Origin of the sequence: Roseateles saccharophilus (genome assembly GCF_031458095.1) — a bacterium.
GTDB classification, from domain to species: domain Bacteria; phylum Pseudomonadota; class Gammaproteobacteria; order Burkholderiales; family Burkholderiaceae_C; genus Pelomonas; species Pelomonas saccharophila_A.
This window is the reverse complement of sequence record NZ_JAVDXU010000001.1, coordinates 2,059,916-2,074,974: the sequence shown is the minus strand read 5'-3', so window position 1 is coordinate 2,074,974 and position 15,059 is coordinate 2,059,916. Positions and strand designations below refer to the sequence as shown.

Here is a 15,059-nt window from a genome sequence, read left to right as displayed (position 1 = left end):
GGCCGCTCTGGCGATGTGCTCGCGGTTCAATACCGCGAGCATCGCCGTCCCCTCGGGGGACCGACTAGACGAGCCCGCGTTCAGCGGGGCTGGGCTGGGCGAGGGGCCAACCATTCTTCAGCCATGCGCACCCACATCGAGCCGCCAAGAGGAATGAGCTCGTCGTTGAAGTCATAGCTGGGGTTGTGCAGGGTGCACGGGCCCATGCCGTGGCCGCCGATGCGGTGCTCGCCTTCGCCGTTGCCGATCAGGAAATAGCAGCCGGGCTTGTCCAGCAGGTAGTAGCTGAAGTCCTCGGCGCCCATGGTGGGCTCGAACTCCTGCACGTTCTCGGCACCGACCATGTCGCTCAGCACACGGCGCGCGAATTCGGTCTCGGCGGGGTGGTTGATGGTGGGCGGGTAGTTGCGGCGGAACTCGAACTCGGCCGTCAGCTCGAAGGCGCCGGCGAGCTGCTCGGTCATCTCCTTCATGCGGCGTTCGAACAGGTCCAGCAGCTCCAGTGTGAAGGTACGCACCGTGCCCTCCATGACGACGGAGTCCGGCACGACATTGGTGGCCTCGCCGGCGTGGATCATGGTCACGGAGATGACGCCGGGGTCGATGGGCCGCTTGTTGCGGCTGACGATGGTCTGGAAGGCCGTGACGAGCTGGCAGGCCGCCGGCACCGGGTCCAGGCCGAGATGGGGCATGGCCGCGTGGGAGCCCTTGCCCTTCAAGGTGATCTTGAACTCGTTGCTGGACGCAAACACCGGGCCGCTCTTCAGCGCGAACTGGCCGGCCTTCATGCCGGGCCAGTTGTGGGCGCCGAACATGGCCTCCATCGGAAACTTCTCGAACAGGCCGTCCTTGATCATCTCGCGGGCACCGCCGCCGCCTTCCTCGGCGGGCTGGAAGACCAGGTAGACCGTGCCGTCGAAGTTGCGGTGCGTGGCCAGATGCTTGGCCGCCGCCAGCAGCATGGCCGTGTGGCCGTCATGGCCGCAGGCATGCATGCGGCCGAGATAGGAGCTGGCGTGGGGGAACTGGTTGCGCTCGGTCATCGGCAGGGCGTCGATGTCGGCGCGCAGGCCGACGGCGCGGTCCGACGTGCCGTTCTTGACGATGCCGACGACGCCCGTCTTGCCCAGGCCGCGGTGGATGGGAATGCCCCAGTCGGTCAGGGCCTTGGCGATGACGTCGGCGGTGCGCTCCTCGTGGAAGCAGAGTTCCGGGTGCTTGTGCAGGTCGCGGCGGATGGCCGTGATGGCCGGGGCGTCGGCCAGGATGGTGTCGATGAGCTTCATGAGAGGGTGACTTCAGGCTCTGTAAGGGGCCGAGTTTAGGATTGCGGCCGTGAACCTCCGTCGTTGGTCTAGAAACTGGCTGTTGTGGCTGGCCTTGCTCCTCCCCATCGCGCAAGCGATGGCAGGCGTGCATGCGCTGTCACACGTCAGTGGTGACCGCCAGGACGATGGCATTGCCCACCTGGTCCATTGCGACCTCTGCCTGACCGCGGCCGACCTCGGCACGGGCGCCCCGGCCGCCGAGCCGGTGGCCCTGGTGGCCGGCAGGGCCACCCATGCCGCCCCGCTGGTGGCCCGTGGCGGCGCCCCGCGCGCCGTCAGCCTGGGCCTGCCGCCCGCCCGGGCGCCTCCCGCTTCCGCCTGAACTCCAAGCCTTCCTGCGCCGACCCTGGCGCGGGTGTTTGCGTTTTCCTGTTGCGGAAGTCCCCCTCATGCGTTCCTTTGCCCTGGCGCCCCTTGCGGCCGCCTGCCTTCTCGTTTCTCTTTCTGCTCAAGCCGAGCCCGCCGAATCCCTCGACAAGGTCGTCGTCACCGGCAACCCGCTGAAGAGCCAGGTGCTGGCCCAGCCCAGCGACAGTCTCGGCGGTGACCAGCTCGTGCTGACCCGCGCCGCCAACCTCGGCGACACCCTGCAGGGCCTGCCCGGCGTGGCCGCCACCAACTTCGGCCCCAACGCCAGCCGGCCCAGCATCCGCGGCCTGGATGGCGACCGGGTGCGCATCCTGAACAACTCCGGCGCCTCGGTGGACGCGTCCAACCTCAGCTTCGACCATGGCGTGGCCATCGATCCCCTGGTCATCGACAAGGTCGAGGTGCTGCGCGGCGCGGCGGCCCTGCTGTATGGCGGCAATGCGGTCGGCGGCGTCGTCAACACCCTGGACAACCGCATCCCGCGCACGCTGATCAACGGACTCAGCGGTGCAGCCGAGGTCCGCCTGGGCGGCGCCAGCCGTGACAAGAGCGGCGCCGTCGTGCTGGACGGCGGCAGCGGCCAGGCCCACTCCGGCTTGGGCTGGCATGTCGACCTGGCCGGCCGCGATGCCGGCGACCAGATCGCGCCGCGCTTTGACAGCGAGGGCGAAAGCCGCACCAGCGTGCGCAACTCGGCCGCCCGCAGCCATGGCGGCGCCGTCGGCGGCTCGGTGTTCTTCCAGGGCGGCTATGCCGGCGTGTCGGTGGACGACTTCCACACCAATTACGGCACCACGGCCGAGGAGGACGTGACCATCCGCATGCAGCGCCAGCGCATCGCCACGGCGGGCGAATGGGCGACGGCCGACAGTCCTGTCCACCGCGTCAGCTGGCAGCTCAGCCGCAACCGCTATGAGCACCAGGAAGTGGAAGGCACGGGCGAGGTCGGCACGACCTTCAAGAGCACCGGCACCGACGGCCGTGTCGAGATCGAGCACGCCGCCGTCGGCCCGGTCAAGGGCCTGATCGGCCTGCAGACCGAGTCCCTGGACTTCTCGGCCCTGGGCGAGGAAGCCTTCGTGCCCAGCACGCGCACGCGCAACACCGGCGTCTTCCTGCTGGAGCAGGCCAAGCTGGGTGGCGTGGACTGGTCGGCCGGCGCGCGCACCGAGAGCGTGACGGTGGATTCGGAAGGCGGCGAGCGCTTTGGTGCGGCGGCGTCGCGGCGCTTCAAGCCCGTCAGCCTGGCCCTGAGCGGCGTCTACCCGCTGAATTCGGCCTGGAGCCTGAGCGCCAACCTGAACCGCACCCAGCGCGCCCCGGCCTATTACGAGCTGTTTGCCAACGGCCTGCATGTGGCCAGCGCCGCCTATGAGCGGGGCGACGCCAACCTGGGCCTGGAACGCTCCAAGGGGGCCGACATCGGCCTGAAGTGGGAAGGCGATGGCAGCCATGTGCACGTCAACGTCTACGAGACCCGCTTTGCCAACTACATCGCCCTGCAGGCCACCGGCGAGACGGCCGACAACGACGGCGAGACCGTCCCCGTCTATGCCTTCCAGGCCGTGCCGGCACGTCTGCGCGGCGTGGAACTGGAAGGCCGCTGGCAGGTCCACCCGGCCATCGCCCTGCTGAGCCAGCTGGACGCCGTGCGCGGTGACAACCGCGCCACCGGCGAACCCCTGCCGCGCCTGGCGCCGCTGCGCGCCATGCTGGGCCTGGAGGCCAGGCAGGGCGACTGGTCGGGCAAGCTGGAATGGCGCGGTGCTGCCCGCCAGACCCGTGTCGCCGAGTTCGACACGCCGACGCCCGGCTACGGCCTGCTGCGCCTGTCGGTCGCCCGCCAGCTGCGCTGGGGCCAGACCGACGCCCTCTGGTATCTGAAGCTGGACAACCTGGGCAACAAGCTGGCCTACAACGCCACGGCCGTGCCGACCATCCGTGACCTGGCTCCCCAGCCCGGCCGATCGGCGAGTACAGGGTTGCAACTGCGTTTCTGACCGCCAAAGCCGGTGTACAACCGTGCATGCCGCCCACGCACCGGGCGGTATGCACGCAAGTCGTGCGTGCACGCACCAGGAGCTTCTTTCTTGCGCGGGCGCGGAACTTGCGTCGCACGCCAGGGAACAGGAGCGACGATGCAGACCGCCTTTGACGAGATGAACGCCGCGGGGCCCATCACCCGCGCGCATTACGAGTCCTATGCCCGCTGGCTGGCCGACCAGCCCGAATCCCTGATGCGGGAGCGGCGCGAGCAGGCCGAGCTGATCTTCAGGCGGGTGGGCATCACCTTCGCCGTCTATGGCGACAAGGATTCGGGCGAAGGCACCGAGAGACTTATCCCCTTCGACCTGATCCCGCGCGTCATCCCGGCGTCGGAATGGACGTCCATGCAGGCCGGCCTGGCCCAGCGCGTGACGGCGCTGAACCGCTTCATCCACGACGTCTATCACGACCAGGAGATCCTCAAGGCCGGCATCGTGCCGGCGGACGAGATCGTCAAGAACGCCCAGTTCCGCCCCGAGATGATGGGCGTGGACGTGCCCGGCGGCGTCTACAGCCATATCGCCGGCGTCGACATCGTGCGCGCCGGCCATGCGGACGGCAGCGGCCACTACTACGTGCTGGAAGACAACCTGCGGGTGCCCTCCGGCGTGAGCTACATGCTCGAGAACCGCAAGATGATGATGCGGCTCTTCCCCGATCTCTTCGTCAACCACCGCATCGCGCCGGTGGCGCACTACCCCGATCTGCTGCTGGACACGCTGCGCAGCGTGGCGCCGTCGGGCGTGTCCGACCCGACGGTCGTCGTGCTGACGCCGGGCATGTACAACTCGGCCTACTTCGAGCACGCCTTCCTGGCCCAGCAGATGGGCGTGGAGCTGGTCGAGGGTCAGGACTTGTTCGTCGATGGCGGCTTTGTGTACATGCGCACCACGCGCGGCCCCAAGCGCGTGGACGTCATCTACCGCCGCCTGGACGACGACTTCCTGGACCCGCAGGTGTTTCGCGCCGACTCCCAGCTCGGTTGTGCCGGCCTGGTCAGTGCCTACAAGGCCGGCAAGGTGACGCTGTCCAACGCCATCGGCACCGGCATCGCGGACGACAAGTCCATCTACCCCTATGTGCCGAAGATGATCGAGTTCTATCTCGGCGAGAAGCCCATCCTGCAGAACGTGCCGACCTATGTCTGCCGCGAGAAGGAGGACCTGGCCTACACCCTGGCCCATCTGCCGGAGCTGGTCGTCAAGGAGGTCCATGGCGCCGGCGGCTACGGCATGCTGGTCGGGCCGGCGGCCACCAAGGACGAGATCGAGGCCTTCCGCGCGCGGCTGCTGGCCAATCCCGGCAACTACATCGCCCAGCCGACGTTGTCGCTGTCGACCTGCCCGACCTTTGTCGAGAGCGGCATCGCGCCGCGTCATATTGATCTGCGACCCTTTGTGCTGTCGGGCTCGACGGTGCGCATGGTGCCGGGTGGGCTCACCCGGGTCGCGTTGAAGGAAGGTTCCTTGGTGGTGAACAGCAGCCAGGGTGGTGGAACGAAGGACACCTGGGTGCTGGAGGACTGATCGATGCTGTCAAGAACCGCTGACCATCTTTACTGGATGTCGCGCTACATTGAGCGCGCGGAGAACACGGCCCGTCTTCTGGACATCGCCTACCAGACCTCGCTGCAGCCGCAGTCGGCCGATGAGTCCGAGCAGACTTGGCGCAGCCTGATCTCCATCTCCGAGCTGAACAGCCTCTACGGCACCAAGTACTCGACGATCAATGCCCGCCATGTCATGGAGTTCATGGTGGCCGACGAGAGCAATCTGTCGTCCATCTTCAACTGCCTGCGCGCCGCGCGCGAGAACGCGCGGGCCGTGCGCGGTGCACTGACGACCGAGGTCTGGGAGACCATGAACCAGACCTGGCTGGAGTTCCGCCGGCTGCTGCGCGAAGGCGCGCTGCAGCGCGACCCCTCGCAGTTCTTCGAATGGGTCAAATACCGCAGCCATCTGTCGCGCGGCGTGACGGTGGGCACCATGCTGCAGGACGAAGCCTTCCACTTCATCCGCATCGGCTCCTTCCTGGAACGGTCCGACAACACGGCGCGGCTGCTGGACGTCAAGTTCTACCGCCAGGAGCAGACCCAGGGCGAGCACGATGCGGCGCGCGACTTCTACTACTGGTCGGCCGTGTTGCGCTCGGTGTCGGGCTTCGAGATCTACCGCAAGGTCTATAGCAATGTCATCCAGCCCGACAAGGTGGCCGAGCTGCTGATCCTGCGGCCGGACATGCCGCGCTCGCTGTCCCACTGCATCACGCGCATGCAGGCCAACCTCAAGCGCGTGGCCAACCCGCAGTCGGGCGAGACCCTGAGACGCGTCGGCCGGCTGGAGGCCAAGCTCGCCTTCGGCAGCATCGACGAGATCCTGACCGAGGGCCTGCACCCCTTCCTGGACGGCTTCCTGGCCGAGGTGTCGGACCTGGGTGACCGCATCAGCAAGGACTTCCTGGTATGAGCATCCATGTCGCGCTGAAGCACGTCACCCGCTACAAATACGACCGCGCCGTCAACCTCGGCCCCCAGGTCGTGCGCCTGCGGCCGGCACCGCATTGCCGCACGCCGGTGCTGAGCTACTCGCTGCGCATCGAGCCCGAGACGCACTTCATCAACTGGCAGCAGGACCCCTTCGCCAACTACCTGGCGCGGCTGGTCTTCCCCGAGAAGACGACCGAGTTCACCGTCACGGTGGACCTGGTCGCCGAGATGGCGGTCTACAACCCCTTCGACTTCTTCCTCGAGCCCCACGCCCAGAAGTTCCCGTTCGGGTATGACGAGGCCCAGCTCATCGAGCTGGCGCCCTATCTGCAGGTCGAGGCCCCCACGCCTCTGCTGGCCGCCTATCTGAAGGACATCCCCCGCACGGAACGGCCCACCATCGACTTCATCGTCGAGCTGAACCAGCGCGTGCAGAACAGCGTCTCCTACCTGATCCGCCTGGAGCCCGGCGTGCAGACGCCGGAGGAGACGCTGGAAAAGGCCTCGGGCTCCTGCCGCGACTCCGGCTGGCTGCTGGTGCAGATTGCCCGCCACCTGGGCCTGGCGGCCCGCTTCGTGTCCGGCTACCTGATCCAGCTGACGCCCGACGAAAAAGCCCTGGACGGCCCCAGCGGCACCACCGTCGACTTCACCGACCTGCATGCCTGGTGCGAGGTCTATCTGCCCGGCGCCGGCTGGATAGGCCTGGACCCCACCTCGGGCCTGCTGGCCGGCGAGGGCCATATCCCGCTGGCCGCCACGCCCACGCCGGGCAGCGCCGCGCCCGTCAGTGGCGGCGTCGACAAGAGCGAGGTCGAGTTCGAGCACGAGATGAGCGTTACGCGCATCTACGAGTCGCCGCGCGTGACCAAGCCCTATACCGAAGCGCAGTGGGCCGAGGTGCTGAAGCTCGGCGCACAGGTCGACCGTGAGCTGGTCGCCGGCGACGTGCGCCTGACCATGGGCGGCGAACCCACCTTCGTCTCCATCGACGACCGTGACGCTCCCGAATGGAATACCGAGGCCCTGGGCCCCACCAAGCGCATCTATGCCCAGCAGCTGACCCACAAGCTGCGCGACGAATACGGCCGGGGCGGCTTCCTGCATTTCGGCCAGGGCAAGTGGTATCCGGGCGAGCAGCTGCCGCGCTGGGCCCTGTCCATCTACTGGCGCGCCGACGGCCAACCCTGCTGGCGCAACCCCGACTGGTTCGCCGACGAGCGCGAGGGCCACGCCTACACCAGCGAGCACGCCAAGGCCTTCATGGGCGCGCTGACGCGGCGGCTCGGCCTGCCCGACAAGCATGTGCAGGCCGGCTATGAGGACACCTTCTACTACCTGTGGCGGGAACGCCGCCTGCCCGTCAATGTCGACCCCTTCGACTCGCGCGTCGACGACGAGATGGAACGCGTGCGCCTGCGCCGCGTCTTCGACCAGGGGCTGTCCCATGTCGTCGGCTATGTGCTGCCCATCCGCCGCAACGAGGACGCGCCGCGCCTGGGCGGCAAGCGCTGGCAGACCGGCCCCTGGTTCTTCCGCGACGAGCGCCTGTATCTGCATCCCGGCGACTCGCCGATGGGCTGGCGCTTGCCGCTGGATTCCCTGCCCTGGGTCAGCAAGGGCGACTACCCCTACCTGATCGAGCAGGACCCGTTCGCGCCGCGCGGCATGCTGCCCGCGGCGGCAGCCCTGCGCACCCAGGTGCAGGGCGTCACATCCGGCGGGCCGACGCCGGGCCTGCGGCGCGATGGCAAGGCCATGGCGGCCGCCGGCGCGGGCGAGGCCGCGACCGCGCCGGCGCGCTTCGAAAGCGCCCACGGCATCACGCGCACCGCCCTGTGCGTCGAGGCCCGCGATCCAAGGCGCGCCAACGGCCCCGCGGCCGAAGCCAAGGGCCAGGCCAGCGGCGTGCTCTATGTCTTCATGCCGCCGCTCGAAAAGCTCGAGCATTACCTGGAGCTGCTGACGGCGGTGGAGGCGGCCTGCGAGGACACCGGCTACAAGATCGTGCTGGAAGGCTATCCGCCACCGCGCGACCCGCGCCTGAAGCTCTTGCAGGTCACGCCCGACCCCGGCGTCATCGAGGTCAACATCCACCCGGCCCACAACTGGGGCGAGCTGGTCGCGCACACCGAGTTCCTCTACGAGGCCGCCCGTGTGACGCGGCTGTCGAGCGAGAAATTCATGATCGACGGCCGCCACACCGGCACCGGCGGCGGCAACCACTTCGTGCTCGGCGGCGCGACGCCGGCCGACTCGCCCTTCCTGCGCCGGCCCGCGCTGCTGGCCTCGCTGCTGGCCTACTGGCACAACCATCCCAGCTTGAGCTATCTGTTCAGCGGCCTCTTCATCGGCCCCACCAGCCAGGCGCCGCGCGTGGACGAGGCGCGCAACGATCAATTGCGCGAGCTGGAGATTGCGCTGGCTGAGATCCACAAGCTGGGCGAGAACGTGGCTCCCTGGCTGATCGACCGCACCCTGCGCAATGTGCTGGTCGACGTGACCGGCAACACCCACCGCAGCGAGTTCTGCATCGACAAGCTCTACTCGCCCGACTCGGCCACCGGCCGCCTGGGCCTGCTGGAGCTGCGCGCCTTCGAGATGCCGCCGCATGCGCGCATGAGCATCGTGCAGCAACTGCTGCTGCGGGCTTTGGTGGCACGTTTCTGGAAGCAGCCCTATCGCGCGCCGCTGGTGCGCTGGGGCACCGAGCTGCATGACCGCTGGCTGCTGCCTCACTTCGTGCGCGAGGACTTCAACGACGTCATGCAGGACATGGGCGAGGCCGGCTACGCGCTGGACCCGGCCTGGTTCGCGCCCCACTTCGAGTTCCGCTTCCCCAAATACGGCGAGTTCGCCTCGCGCGGCGTGCATGTGACGCTGCGCAGCGCGCTGGAGCCCTGGCATGTGATGGGCGAGGAGGGCTCGGCCGGCGGCACGGTGCGCTATGTGGACTCGTCGCTGGAGAGGCTGGAAGTGCATGTCAGCGGCCTCGTCGATCCGCGCCACCGCGTCACGGTCAACGGCGTGCCCGTGCCGCTGCAGCCCACGGGCCGCGTCGGCGAGTTCGTGGCCGGCGTGCGCTACCGCGCCTGGCTGCCGCCCTCGGCCCTGCATCCCACCCTTGGCATCAACGCACCGCTGACAGTGGACCTGGTCGACACCTGGCAGCAGAAGTCCCTCGGCGGCTGCCGCTATTTCGTCGCCCACCCGGGCGGCCGCAACTATGCGACGCTGCCGGTCAATGCCTATGAGGCCGAGAGCCGGCGCCTGGCGCGTTTCGCCGCCATCGGCCACACGCCCGGACGTGTCGAAGTGAAAGAGCCGCAGCGAAGTCTGGAGTTCCCGTTCACGCTGGACCTGCGCAAGGCAAACTAGGCCGATGCGTATTGAGATTGAACCCGGCGTCCGCCTTTTTGTCGACATCGAGGGCCTGGGCCATGAGCCCGTCGGCCCGGAACTGCGCGAGAAGCCGACGCTGATCCTCATCCATGGCGGCCCCGGCTTCGACCACACCGCTTTCCGCCCCTTCTTCAGCCGCTTCACCGACCTCTGCCAGGTCGTCTATTACGACCAACGCGGCCATGGCCGCAGCGATCCGCGGCCGGCGGACGAGTGGGTGCTGGATGTCTTTGCGGACGACGTGGTGAGGCTGTGCGACGCGTTGGGCGTCACCAAACCCATCGTGCTGGGCCAGAGCTTCGGCGGCTTCGTCGCCCAGCGCTATCTGGCCCGCCATCCCGAGCACCCGAGCAAGGTCGTGCTGTCCAGCACCTCGCACCACTTCGGCCTGGAACGCAAGATCGAGCGTTTCGGGGCTCTGGGCGGCCCCGATGCGGCGGCGGCCACGCGCGAGTTCTGGGAGAACCCCGGCCCGGCCAGCTGGGCGGTCTACGAGAAGCACTGCCGGCATCTCTACAACACCCAGCCCAAGAACCCGAACGCGGGCGGCTGGATGGTGTTCAAGCCCGAGATCCTGTTCGCTCACACCCGCACCGAGCTGCGCGACATGGACTTGACACCGGGCCTCTCGAAGGTGCAATGCCCGGTGCTGGTGATGGCCGGCGAGGAGGATCCCGTCACGCCACCTCAGGACGCGGAGGAGATCGTCGCCGCGCTGCCGGCGCCATGGGTGCAGTTCGAGCGCTTTGCCGGTGTCGGCCATGGCGCCTGGCGTGACGACCCCGAGGCGGCCGAGCGTGTGCTGCGGGCCTTTCTGTCGCCGCGCGCGCAAGCCGAGGCCAGCGCCAGCAGCCTGCCCTGACAGGCATGTGGTCCGGATGCGGGGCGGCGCTGCGGGCGCGGCGTGGACATTGCTCGACAATGTCCTTTCGCCCTCACCGCGCCGCATGACTGCCTCGACCCGCCTCGCCCATGTCTGAGCTCACTCCCAGCCAGTGGAGCCTGCTTCCCGACGAGCCCGAGGAGGCGCTGGCGCCCGACCCGCTGGCGATGGCCCTGTCGGCCGCCCTGCGCAGCCGCGATGGCCATTTCTACGAGTTGACCGGCCAGGTCAACCACCCCGGCGAGCCCCAGGGCGGCCTGGCCGAGCGCTGGCAGCGCTTCTTCGCCGCCGGCGGCTCGGCCGGCTGGCAGGAGCTCAGCGCCAAGGCCCTGCGCGTGCAGCGCCGCGTGCTGGAAGACGGCGCCAGCTACAACGTGCACAGCGACGGCCCGCCGCTGCCGGGCCAGGACGGGGAGGGCATCGCCCTGGCCCGCCACTGGCCGCTGGAGCTGCTGCCGATGCTGATCGAGCCGGACGAATGGCGCGGCATCGAGGCCGGCATCATCCAGCGCGCGCGGCTGCTGGACGCCGTCATGGCCGACACCTATGGCGAGCGCCGCCTGCTGCAGCAGGGCCTGCTGCCGGCCTCGCTCGTGCTGGCCCATCCGCAGTACCTGCGTGCCATGCATGGCAGCGCCGCGCGCGGCGACGTGCACCTGCATGTGCTGGCCTTCGACCTGACGCGCTGTGCCGACGGCCATTGGTGGGTGGTCGGCCAGCGCACCCAGGCGGCCTCGGGCCTGGGCTATGTGCTCGAGAACCGCCTCATCATTGCCCAGCAATTCCCCGAGGCCTTCCGCCAGATGGCCGTGCAGCGGCTGGCGGCCAGCTACCGCGACTTCATCCAGGCGCTGACCAAGCTGTCGCCCGCCGGCGAGCGCAGCCGCGTCGCCCTGTTGACACCGGGGCCGCGCAATGAGACCTATTTCGAGCAGGCCTTCCTGGCGCGTTATCTCGGCATCACGCTGGTGGAGGGCGCCGACCTGACGGTGCGCGCCGACAAGGTCTATCTGAAGACCCTGGCCGGCCTGGAGCGCGTGCATGTGCTGCTGCGCCGCGTCGACGACACCTGGCTGGACCCGCTGGAGCTGCGCCCCGACTCCATCCTCGGCGTGCCGGGCTTGCTGCAGGCCGCACGGGCCGGCGAGGTCATCATCGCCAACGCGCCGGGTTCAGGGTGGCTGGAAAGCCCGGGCCTGGCCGCCTTCTGGCCCGGCGTGGCCGAGAGCCTGCTCGGCGAGGAGCTCATGCTGCCGGCCATCCAGAGCTGGTGGTGCGGCGAGGAGAGCGCCTGGGCCACCCTGCGCCCGCGCCTGGCGGAGTTCATCGTCGTGCCGACCTTCTCGGCCAGCACGACGACGCGCAGCTTCGCCCCCATCGTCGCCGCCGAGCTCAACGATGGACAGCTGCACGAGCTGGCCGAGCGCATCGATGCCGACCCCACGGCCTACACGCTGCAGGCCCGCGTCAAGCCGACCAAGCAGCCGGTCTGGACCCGCGGCGCGCTGGAGCCGCGCGTGGCCGTGCTGCGCGTCTTCGCGATGACCGACGGCAAGGGCGGCTGGAAGGTGCTGCCCGGCGGCCTGACGCGCGTGGCGCCGCGCCGCGACCCGCTGGCCGATGCCTGGCTGTCCATCCAGCGCGGCTCCCTGAGCGCCGACACCTGGGTCATGACCGATGGCGAGGTCGATCCCACCAGCCTGCTGTCCCAGCCCCTGCAGGCCGCCGACCTGCGCGATGTGCACTGGACCGTGACCAGCCGCGCCGCCGAGAACCTTTTCTGGCTGGGCCGCTACACGGAGCGCGCCGAGAACAGCGCCCGCCTGGCCCGCCATGTCATCGAGGCCAGCGTCATGGTGCAGCGTGGCGCCATGCCGCCGCCCATGCTGCCGCTGCTGGATGCACTGGCGCGCCGCCACGGGCTGGTCGCTGCCGACGCGCCGCAGGCCGAGGCGGACCCGCGCGGCGGGGACTCGCCGTTTGTGCGCGCCCTGCTGACGGCCCTGCTGCCCGGCTCCGGCGTCACCAGCGTGGGCTGGAATCTGCGCGCCCTGCAGGGCTGCGCCCAGGCCCTGCGCGAGCGCCTGTCGCCCGAGGCCTGGCGTCTCATCCACGAGACGGCAGCCCAGTTCGAGCAGCATCTGCGCGCCGTGCTGGACCGGCCCGGCCCGAACGCCTCCGTGACCGATGTGCTGAATGTGCTGGCCCGCGCCGACACCCATCTGGCCGCCATCACCGGCGCCCAGACCGACCGCATGACGCGCGACGACGGCTGGCGGCTGCTGTCCATCGGCCGCCAGCTCGAGCGCCTGTCCTTCCACGCCGAGGTGCTGGCCGAGACCTTCGAACAGGATCTGGCCCTGACCGAGGACGGCTTTGCGCTGCTGCTGGGCGTGTTCGACTCCACCATCACCTACCGCGCCCAGTTCCAGGCGCGCCGCGAGGCGGCGCCGCTGTTGCACCTGCTGGTGCACGACACCGACAACCCGCGTTCGCTCGGCTGGGTGGCGCGCACCATGCGCGAGCGCTTCGCCAAGCTGGCCCGCCACGACCCGGGCTGGGCCGCCGACATCGCCGCCGACCTGCCCGTGCCCGAGGCCTGGCCGCTGGCCGAGCTGGCGGCGCCGGGGCCGGCCCTGGTCGAGCATCTGCAGCGCGCGGCGGCCCGGGCGGGCGAGCTGTCCAGCCTGATCAGCCAGCGCTATTTCGCCCATGTCATCGGCGCCGAGCAACGCGTATGGCAGTAAAGCTTTCCGTTCACCACGTCACCGAGTACACCTACGACGACTCGGTGGAATGGGCCCATCACGCCGCCTGCCTGGCGCCGCGGGACACGCCCTGGCAGGACGCCAGCGGCTGGCAGCTGAACATCGACCCGCTGCCCGACGGCTGGGGTGTCGAAGGGCTGGAGCTGGACGCGTCCGAGCTGGCCCGCCATCTGCGCCGCGACCCCTGGGGCAACCGCCACCTCAGCTTCGGCCATGCGCGCGTGCACGAGAAGCTGGTCGTCGACAGCCGCTTCATCGCCGAGCTGCAGGACCGCCCCGCCCCCGATCCGACGCGCGGGTCGGACTGGGAATCCGTCGCCCGCGGCCTGCGCTACCGGGCCGGCCGGGCCCTGCAGGAGGCCGACGAGTTCGCCCTGGCCTCCACCTATGCGGCGCCCGACGCCACGCTGGCCGCCTACGCCCGCCGGGCCTTCACGCCCGGCCGCAAGGTGGCCGCCGGCGGGCTGGCGCTGATGCAGCAGATCCATACCGACCTGCGCTATCTGCCGCAGAGCACGACGGTGGCGACGCGTGCCGCCGACGCCCTGGCCCAGCGCAGCGGCGTCTGCCAGGACTTCGCCCATGTCTTCATCGCCGCCTGCCGGTCATTGGGGCTGGCCGCGCGCTATGTGAGCGGCTATCTGCTGACGCGCCCGCCCGAAGGTCAGCCCAAGCTGGTCGGCGCCGACGCCTCGCATGCCTGGGCCGAGCTGTGGTGCCCCGAGCAGGGCTGGCTGGCCCTGGACCCCACCAATGCCGTGCCGGCGGGCCTGGACCATGTCACCCTGGCCTGGGGCCGCGACTATGCCGACGTGGCCCCGCTGCGCGGCGTGCTGCGCGGGGGCGGCGTGGCGACGCTGAGAGTGAGCGTGACGGTGGAGCCGGCGGCAACTTGAGCCCCTCGCCCAGTCCTGCCGCGCTGAACGCCGGCATGCCTGGGCGGGACCACGCTGCGGCCTGGGCCGCAGCGCTTCGGCAGGCACATCCGCCCACTGGGCGCGATGTGTCCGGCCTCAGCCCCCGCGGGGACGGCGATGCTTGCGGCATTGAGCCGCAAGCACATCGCCCAAGGCGGGCCGGCTAGGGAGCGGCCCGGCGCTCGGCCCGCAATACCCCTGGCGCAGATCAACCGTGCAGCATCGGCAGCACCGACACCACCATCAGCGCCGCGGCGCCCCAGTTGAAGGCCTGCAGGGCGCGCGGCCGGTGCAGCCAGCGCCGCATCTGCTCGCCCAGCAGGGCCCAGGAGCCGCAGCAGGGCAGGTTGACGAGGACGAAGACGGCCGTCATGGCCGCGACGCCGAGTTCGCTGTAGGCCGTCACGGCCGTCAGCGCCATGGCCCAGGCCTTGGGGTTGACGACCTGGAACAGGGCCGCGGCGCCAAAGCCCATGGGCTTGCCGGCGCCTTGGCCCGCATCGGCCGAAGGCGGCGCCGCCGTGGCGACCTTGAAGGCGAGGTAGAGCAGATAGGCCAGGCTGGCCCATTTGAGGTCGTCATGCAGGCCGGGATGGCGCGTGAATACCTCGCCCAGGCCCAGGCCGACGAGGGCCAGCATGACGCCGAAGCCGAAGCTGATGCCCAGCAGATGGGGCAGGCTGCGCCGCCAGCCGAAGTTGGTGCCCGAGGCCAGCAGCATCAGGTTGTTGGGGCCGGGCGTGATGGAGGTGACGAAGGCGAAGCCCGTCAGGGCAATGAGGGTGGCGCTGGTTTCCATGGGCCGCAACTCTAGGCAGGCCGGCCTCGAATGGGCTTGCGTTCTGCGGTGTGGCGCCGCCA

General features: G+C 69.6%; 10 protein-coding genes. 8 read left to right on the top strand and 2 right to left on the bottom strand.

Annotated elements, in window-relative coordinates:
* Positions 1-80 precede the first annotated feature (80 nt).
* A complete protein-coding gene (locus tag J2X20_RS09535; RefSeq protein ID WP_310263762.1) occupies positions 81-1,286 on the bottom strand; it encodes a M20 aminoacylase family protein in 1,206 nt (401 codons plus the stop codon).
* 49 nt (positions 1,287-1,335) lie between these two features.
* Here J2X20_RS09535 and J2X20_RS09530 point away from each other — a divergent pair, with 49 nt between their 5' ends.
* The 8 genes from J2X20_RS09530 (at position 1,336) to J2X20_RS09495 (ending at position 14,177) form a co-directional block, all read left to right on the top strand.
* A complete protein-coding gene (locus tag J2X20_RS09530; protein ID WP_310263760.1) occupies positions 1,336-1,650 on the top strand; it encodes a hypothetical protein in 315 nt (104 codons plus the stop codon).
* A gap of 67 nt (positions 1,651-1,717) precedes the next feature.
* Positions 1,718-3,697 (top strand): TonB-dependent receptor, encoded by a 1,980-nt coding sequence (locus J2X20_RS09525; RefSeq protein WP_310263758.1) that lies wholly within the window; start codon positions 1,718-1,720, stop codon positions 3,695-3,697.
* Positions 3,698-3,835: 138 nt separating this feature from the next.
* A complete protein-coding gene (locus tag J2X20_RS09520) occupies positions 3,836-5,269 on the top strand; it encodes a circularly permuted type 2 ATP-grasp protein (protein ID WP_310263757.1) in 1,434 nt (477 codons plus the stop codon).
* Between the two features lie 3 nt (positions 5,270-5,272).
* Positions 5,273-6,208, top strand: a complete 936-nt coding sequence (locus J2X20_RS09515) for an alpha-E domain-containing protein (RefSeq protein WP_310263754.1) — start codon at positions 5,273-5,275, stop codon at positions 6,206-6,208.
* Positions 6,205-9,606 (top strand): transglutaminase family protein, encoded by a 3,402-nt coding sequence (locus tag J2X20_RS09510; protein WP_310263751.1) that lies wholly within the window; start codon positions 6,205-6,207, stop codon positions 9,604-9,606. Before J2X20_RS09515 ends, J2X20_RS09510 begins: the two co-directional genes overlap by 4 nt.
* A gap of 4 nt (positions 9,607-9,610) precedes the next feature.
* Positions 9,611-10,492: an alpha/beta fold hydrolase gene (locus tag J2X20_RS09505; RefSeq protein WP_310263749.1), complete on the top strand. Its 882-nt coding sequence runs from the start codon at positions 9,611-9,613 to the stop codon at positions 10,490-10,492.
* A gap of 110 nt (positions 10,493-10,602) precedes the next feature.
* On the top strand, positions 10,603-13,260 hold the full coding sequence (locus tag J2X20_RS09500) for a circularly permuted type 2 ATP-grasp protein (protein ID WP_310263747.1): 2,658 nt from the start codon (positions 10,603-10,605) through the stop codon (positions 13,258-13,260).
* Positions 13,251-14,177, top strand: coding sequence for a transglutaminase family protein (locus tag J2X20_RS09495; RefSeq protein ID WP_310263742.1), 927 nt, complete (start codon positions 13,251-13,253; stop codon positions 14,175-14,177). Before J2X20_RS09500 ends, J2X20_RS09495 begins: the two co-directional genes overlap by 10 nt.
* Positions 14,178-14,406: 229 nt before the next feature.
* On the opposite strand, the gene J2X20_RS09490 is transcribed toward J2X20_RS09495, so the two are convergent.
* Positions 14,407-14,997 (bottom strand): LysE family translocator, encoded by a 591-nt coding sequence (locus J2X20_RS09490; RefSeq protein WP_310263740.1) that lies wholly within the window; start codon positions 14,995-14,997, stop codon positions 14,407-14,409.
* Positions 14,998-15,059: the final 62 nt, after the last annotated feature.

Excerpts from the sequence above, each read along its gene's own strand:
- J2X20_RS09535 (WP_310263762.1), bottom strand. The coding sequence starts at position 1,286 with ATGAAGCTCATCGACACCATCCTGGCCGACGCCCCGGCCATCACGGCC.
- J2X20_RS09525 (WP_310263758.1), top strand. The coding sequence starts at position 1,718 with ATGCGTTCCTTTGCCCTGGCGCCCCTTGCGGCCGCCTGCCTTCTCGTT.
- J2X20_RS09520 (WP_310263757.1), top strand. The coding sequence starts at position 3,836 with ATGCAGACCGCCTTTGACGAGATGAACGCCGCGGGGCCCATCACCCGC.
- J2X20_RS09515 (WP_310263754.1), top strand. The coding sequence starts at position 5,273 with ATGCTGTCAAGAACCGCTGACCATCTTTACTGGATGTCGCGCTACATT.
- J2X20_RS09510 (WP_310263751.1), top strand. The coding sequence starts at position 6,205 with ATGAGCATCCATGTCGCGCTGAAGCACGTCACCCGCTACAAATACGAC.
- J2X20_RS09505 (WP_310263749.1), top strand. The coding sequence starts at position 9,611 with ATGCGTATTGAGATTGAACCCGGCGTCCGCCTTTTTGTCGACATCGAG.
- J2X20_RS09500 (WP_310263747.1), top strand. The coding sequence starts at position 10,603 with ATGTCTGAGCTCACTCCCAGCCAGTGGAGCCTGCTTCCCGACGAGCCC.
- J2X20_RS09495 (WP_310263742.1), top strand. The coding sequence starts at position 13,251 with ATGGCAGTAAAGCTTTCCGTTCACCACGTCACCGAGTACACCTACGAC.
- J2X20_RS09490 (WP_310263740.1), bottom strand. The coding sequence starts at position 14,997 with ATGGAAACCAGCGCCACCCTCATTGCCCTGACGGGCTTCGCCTTCGTC.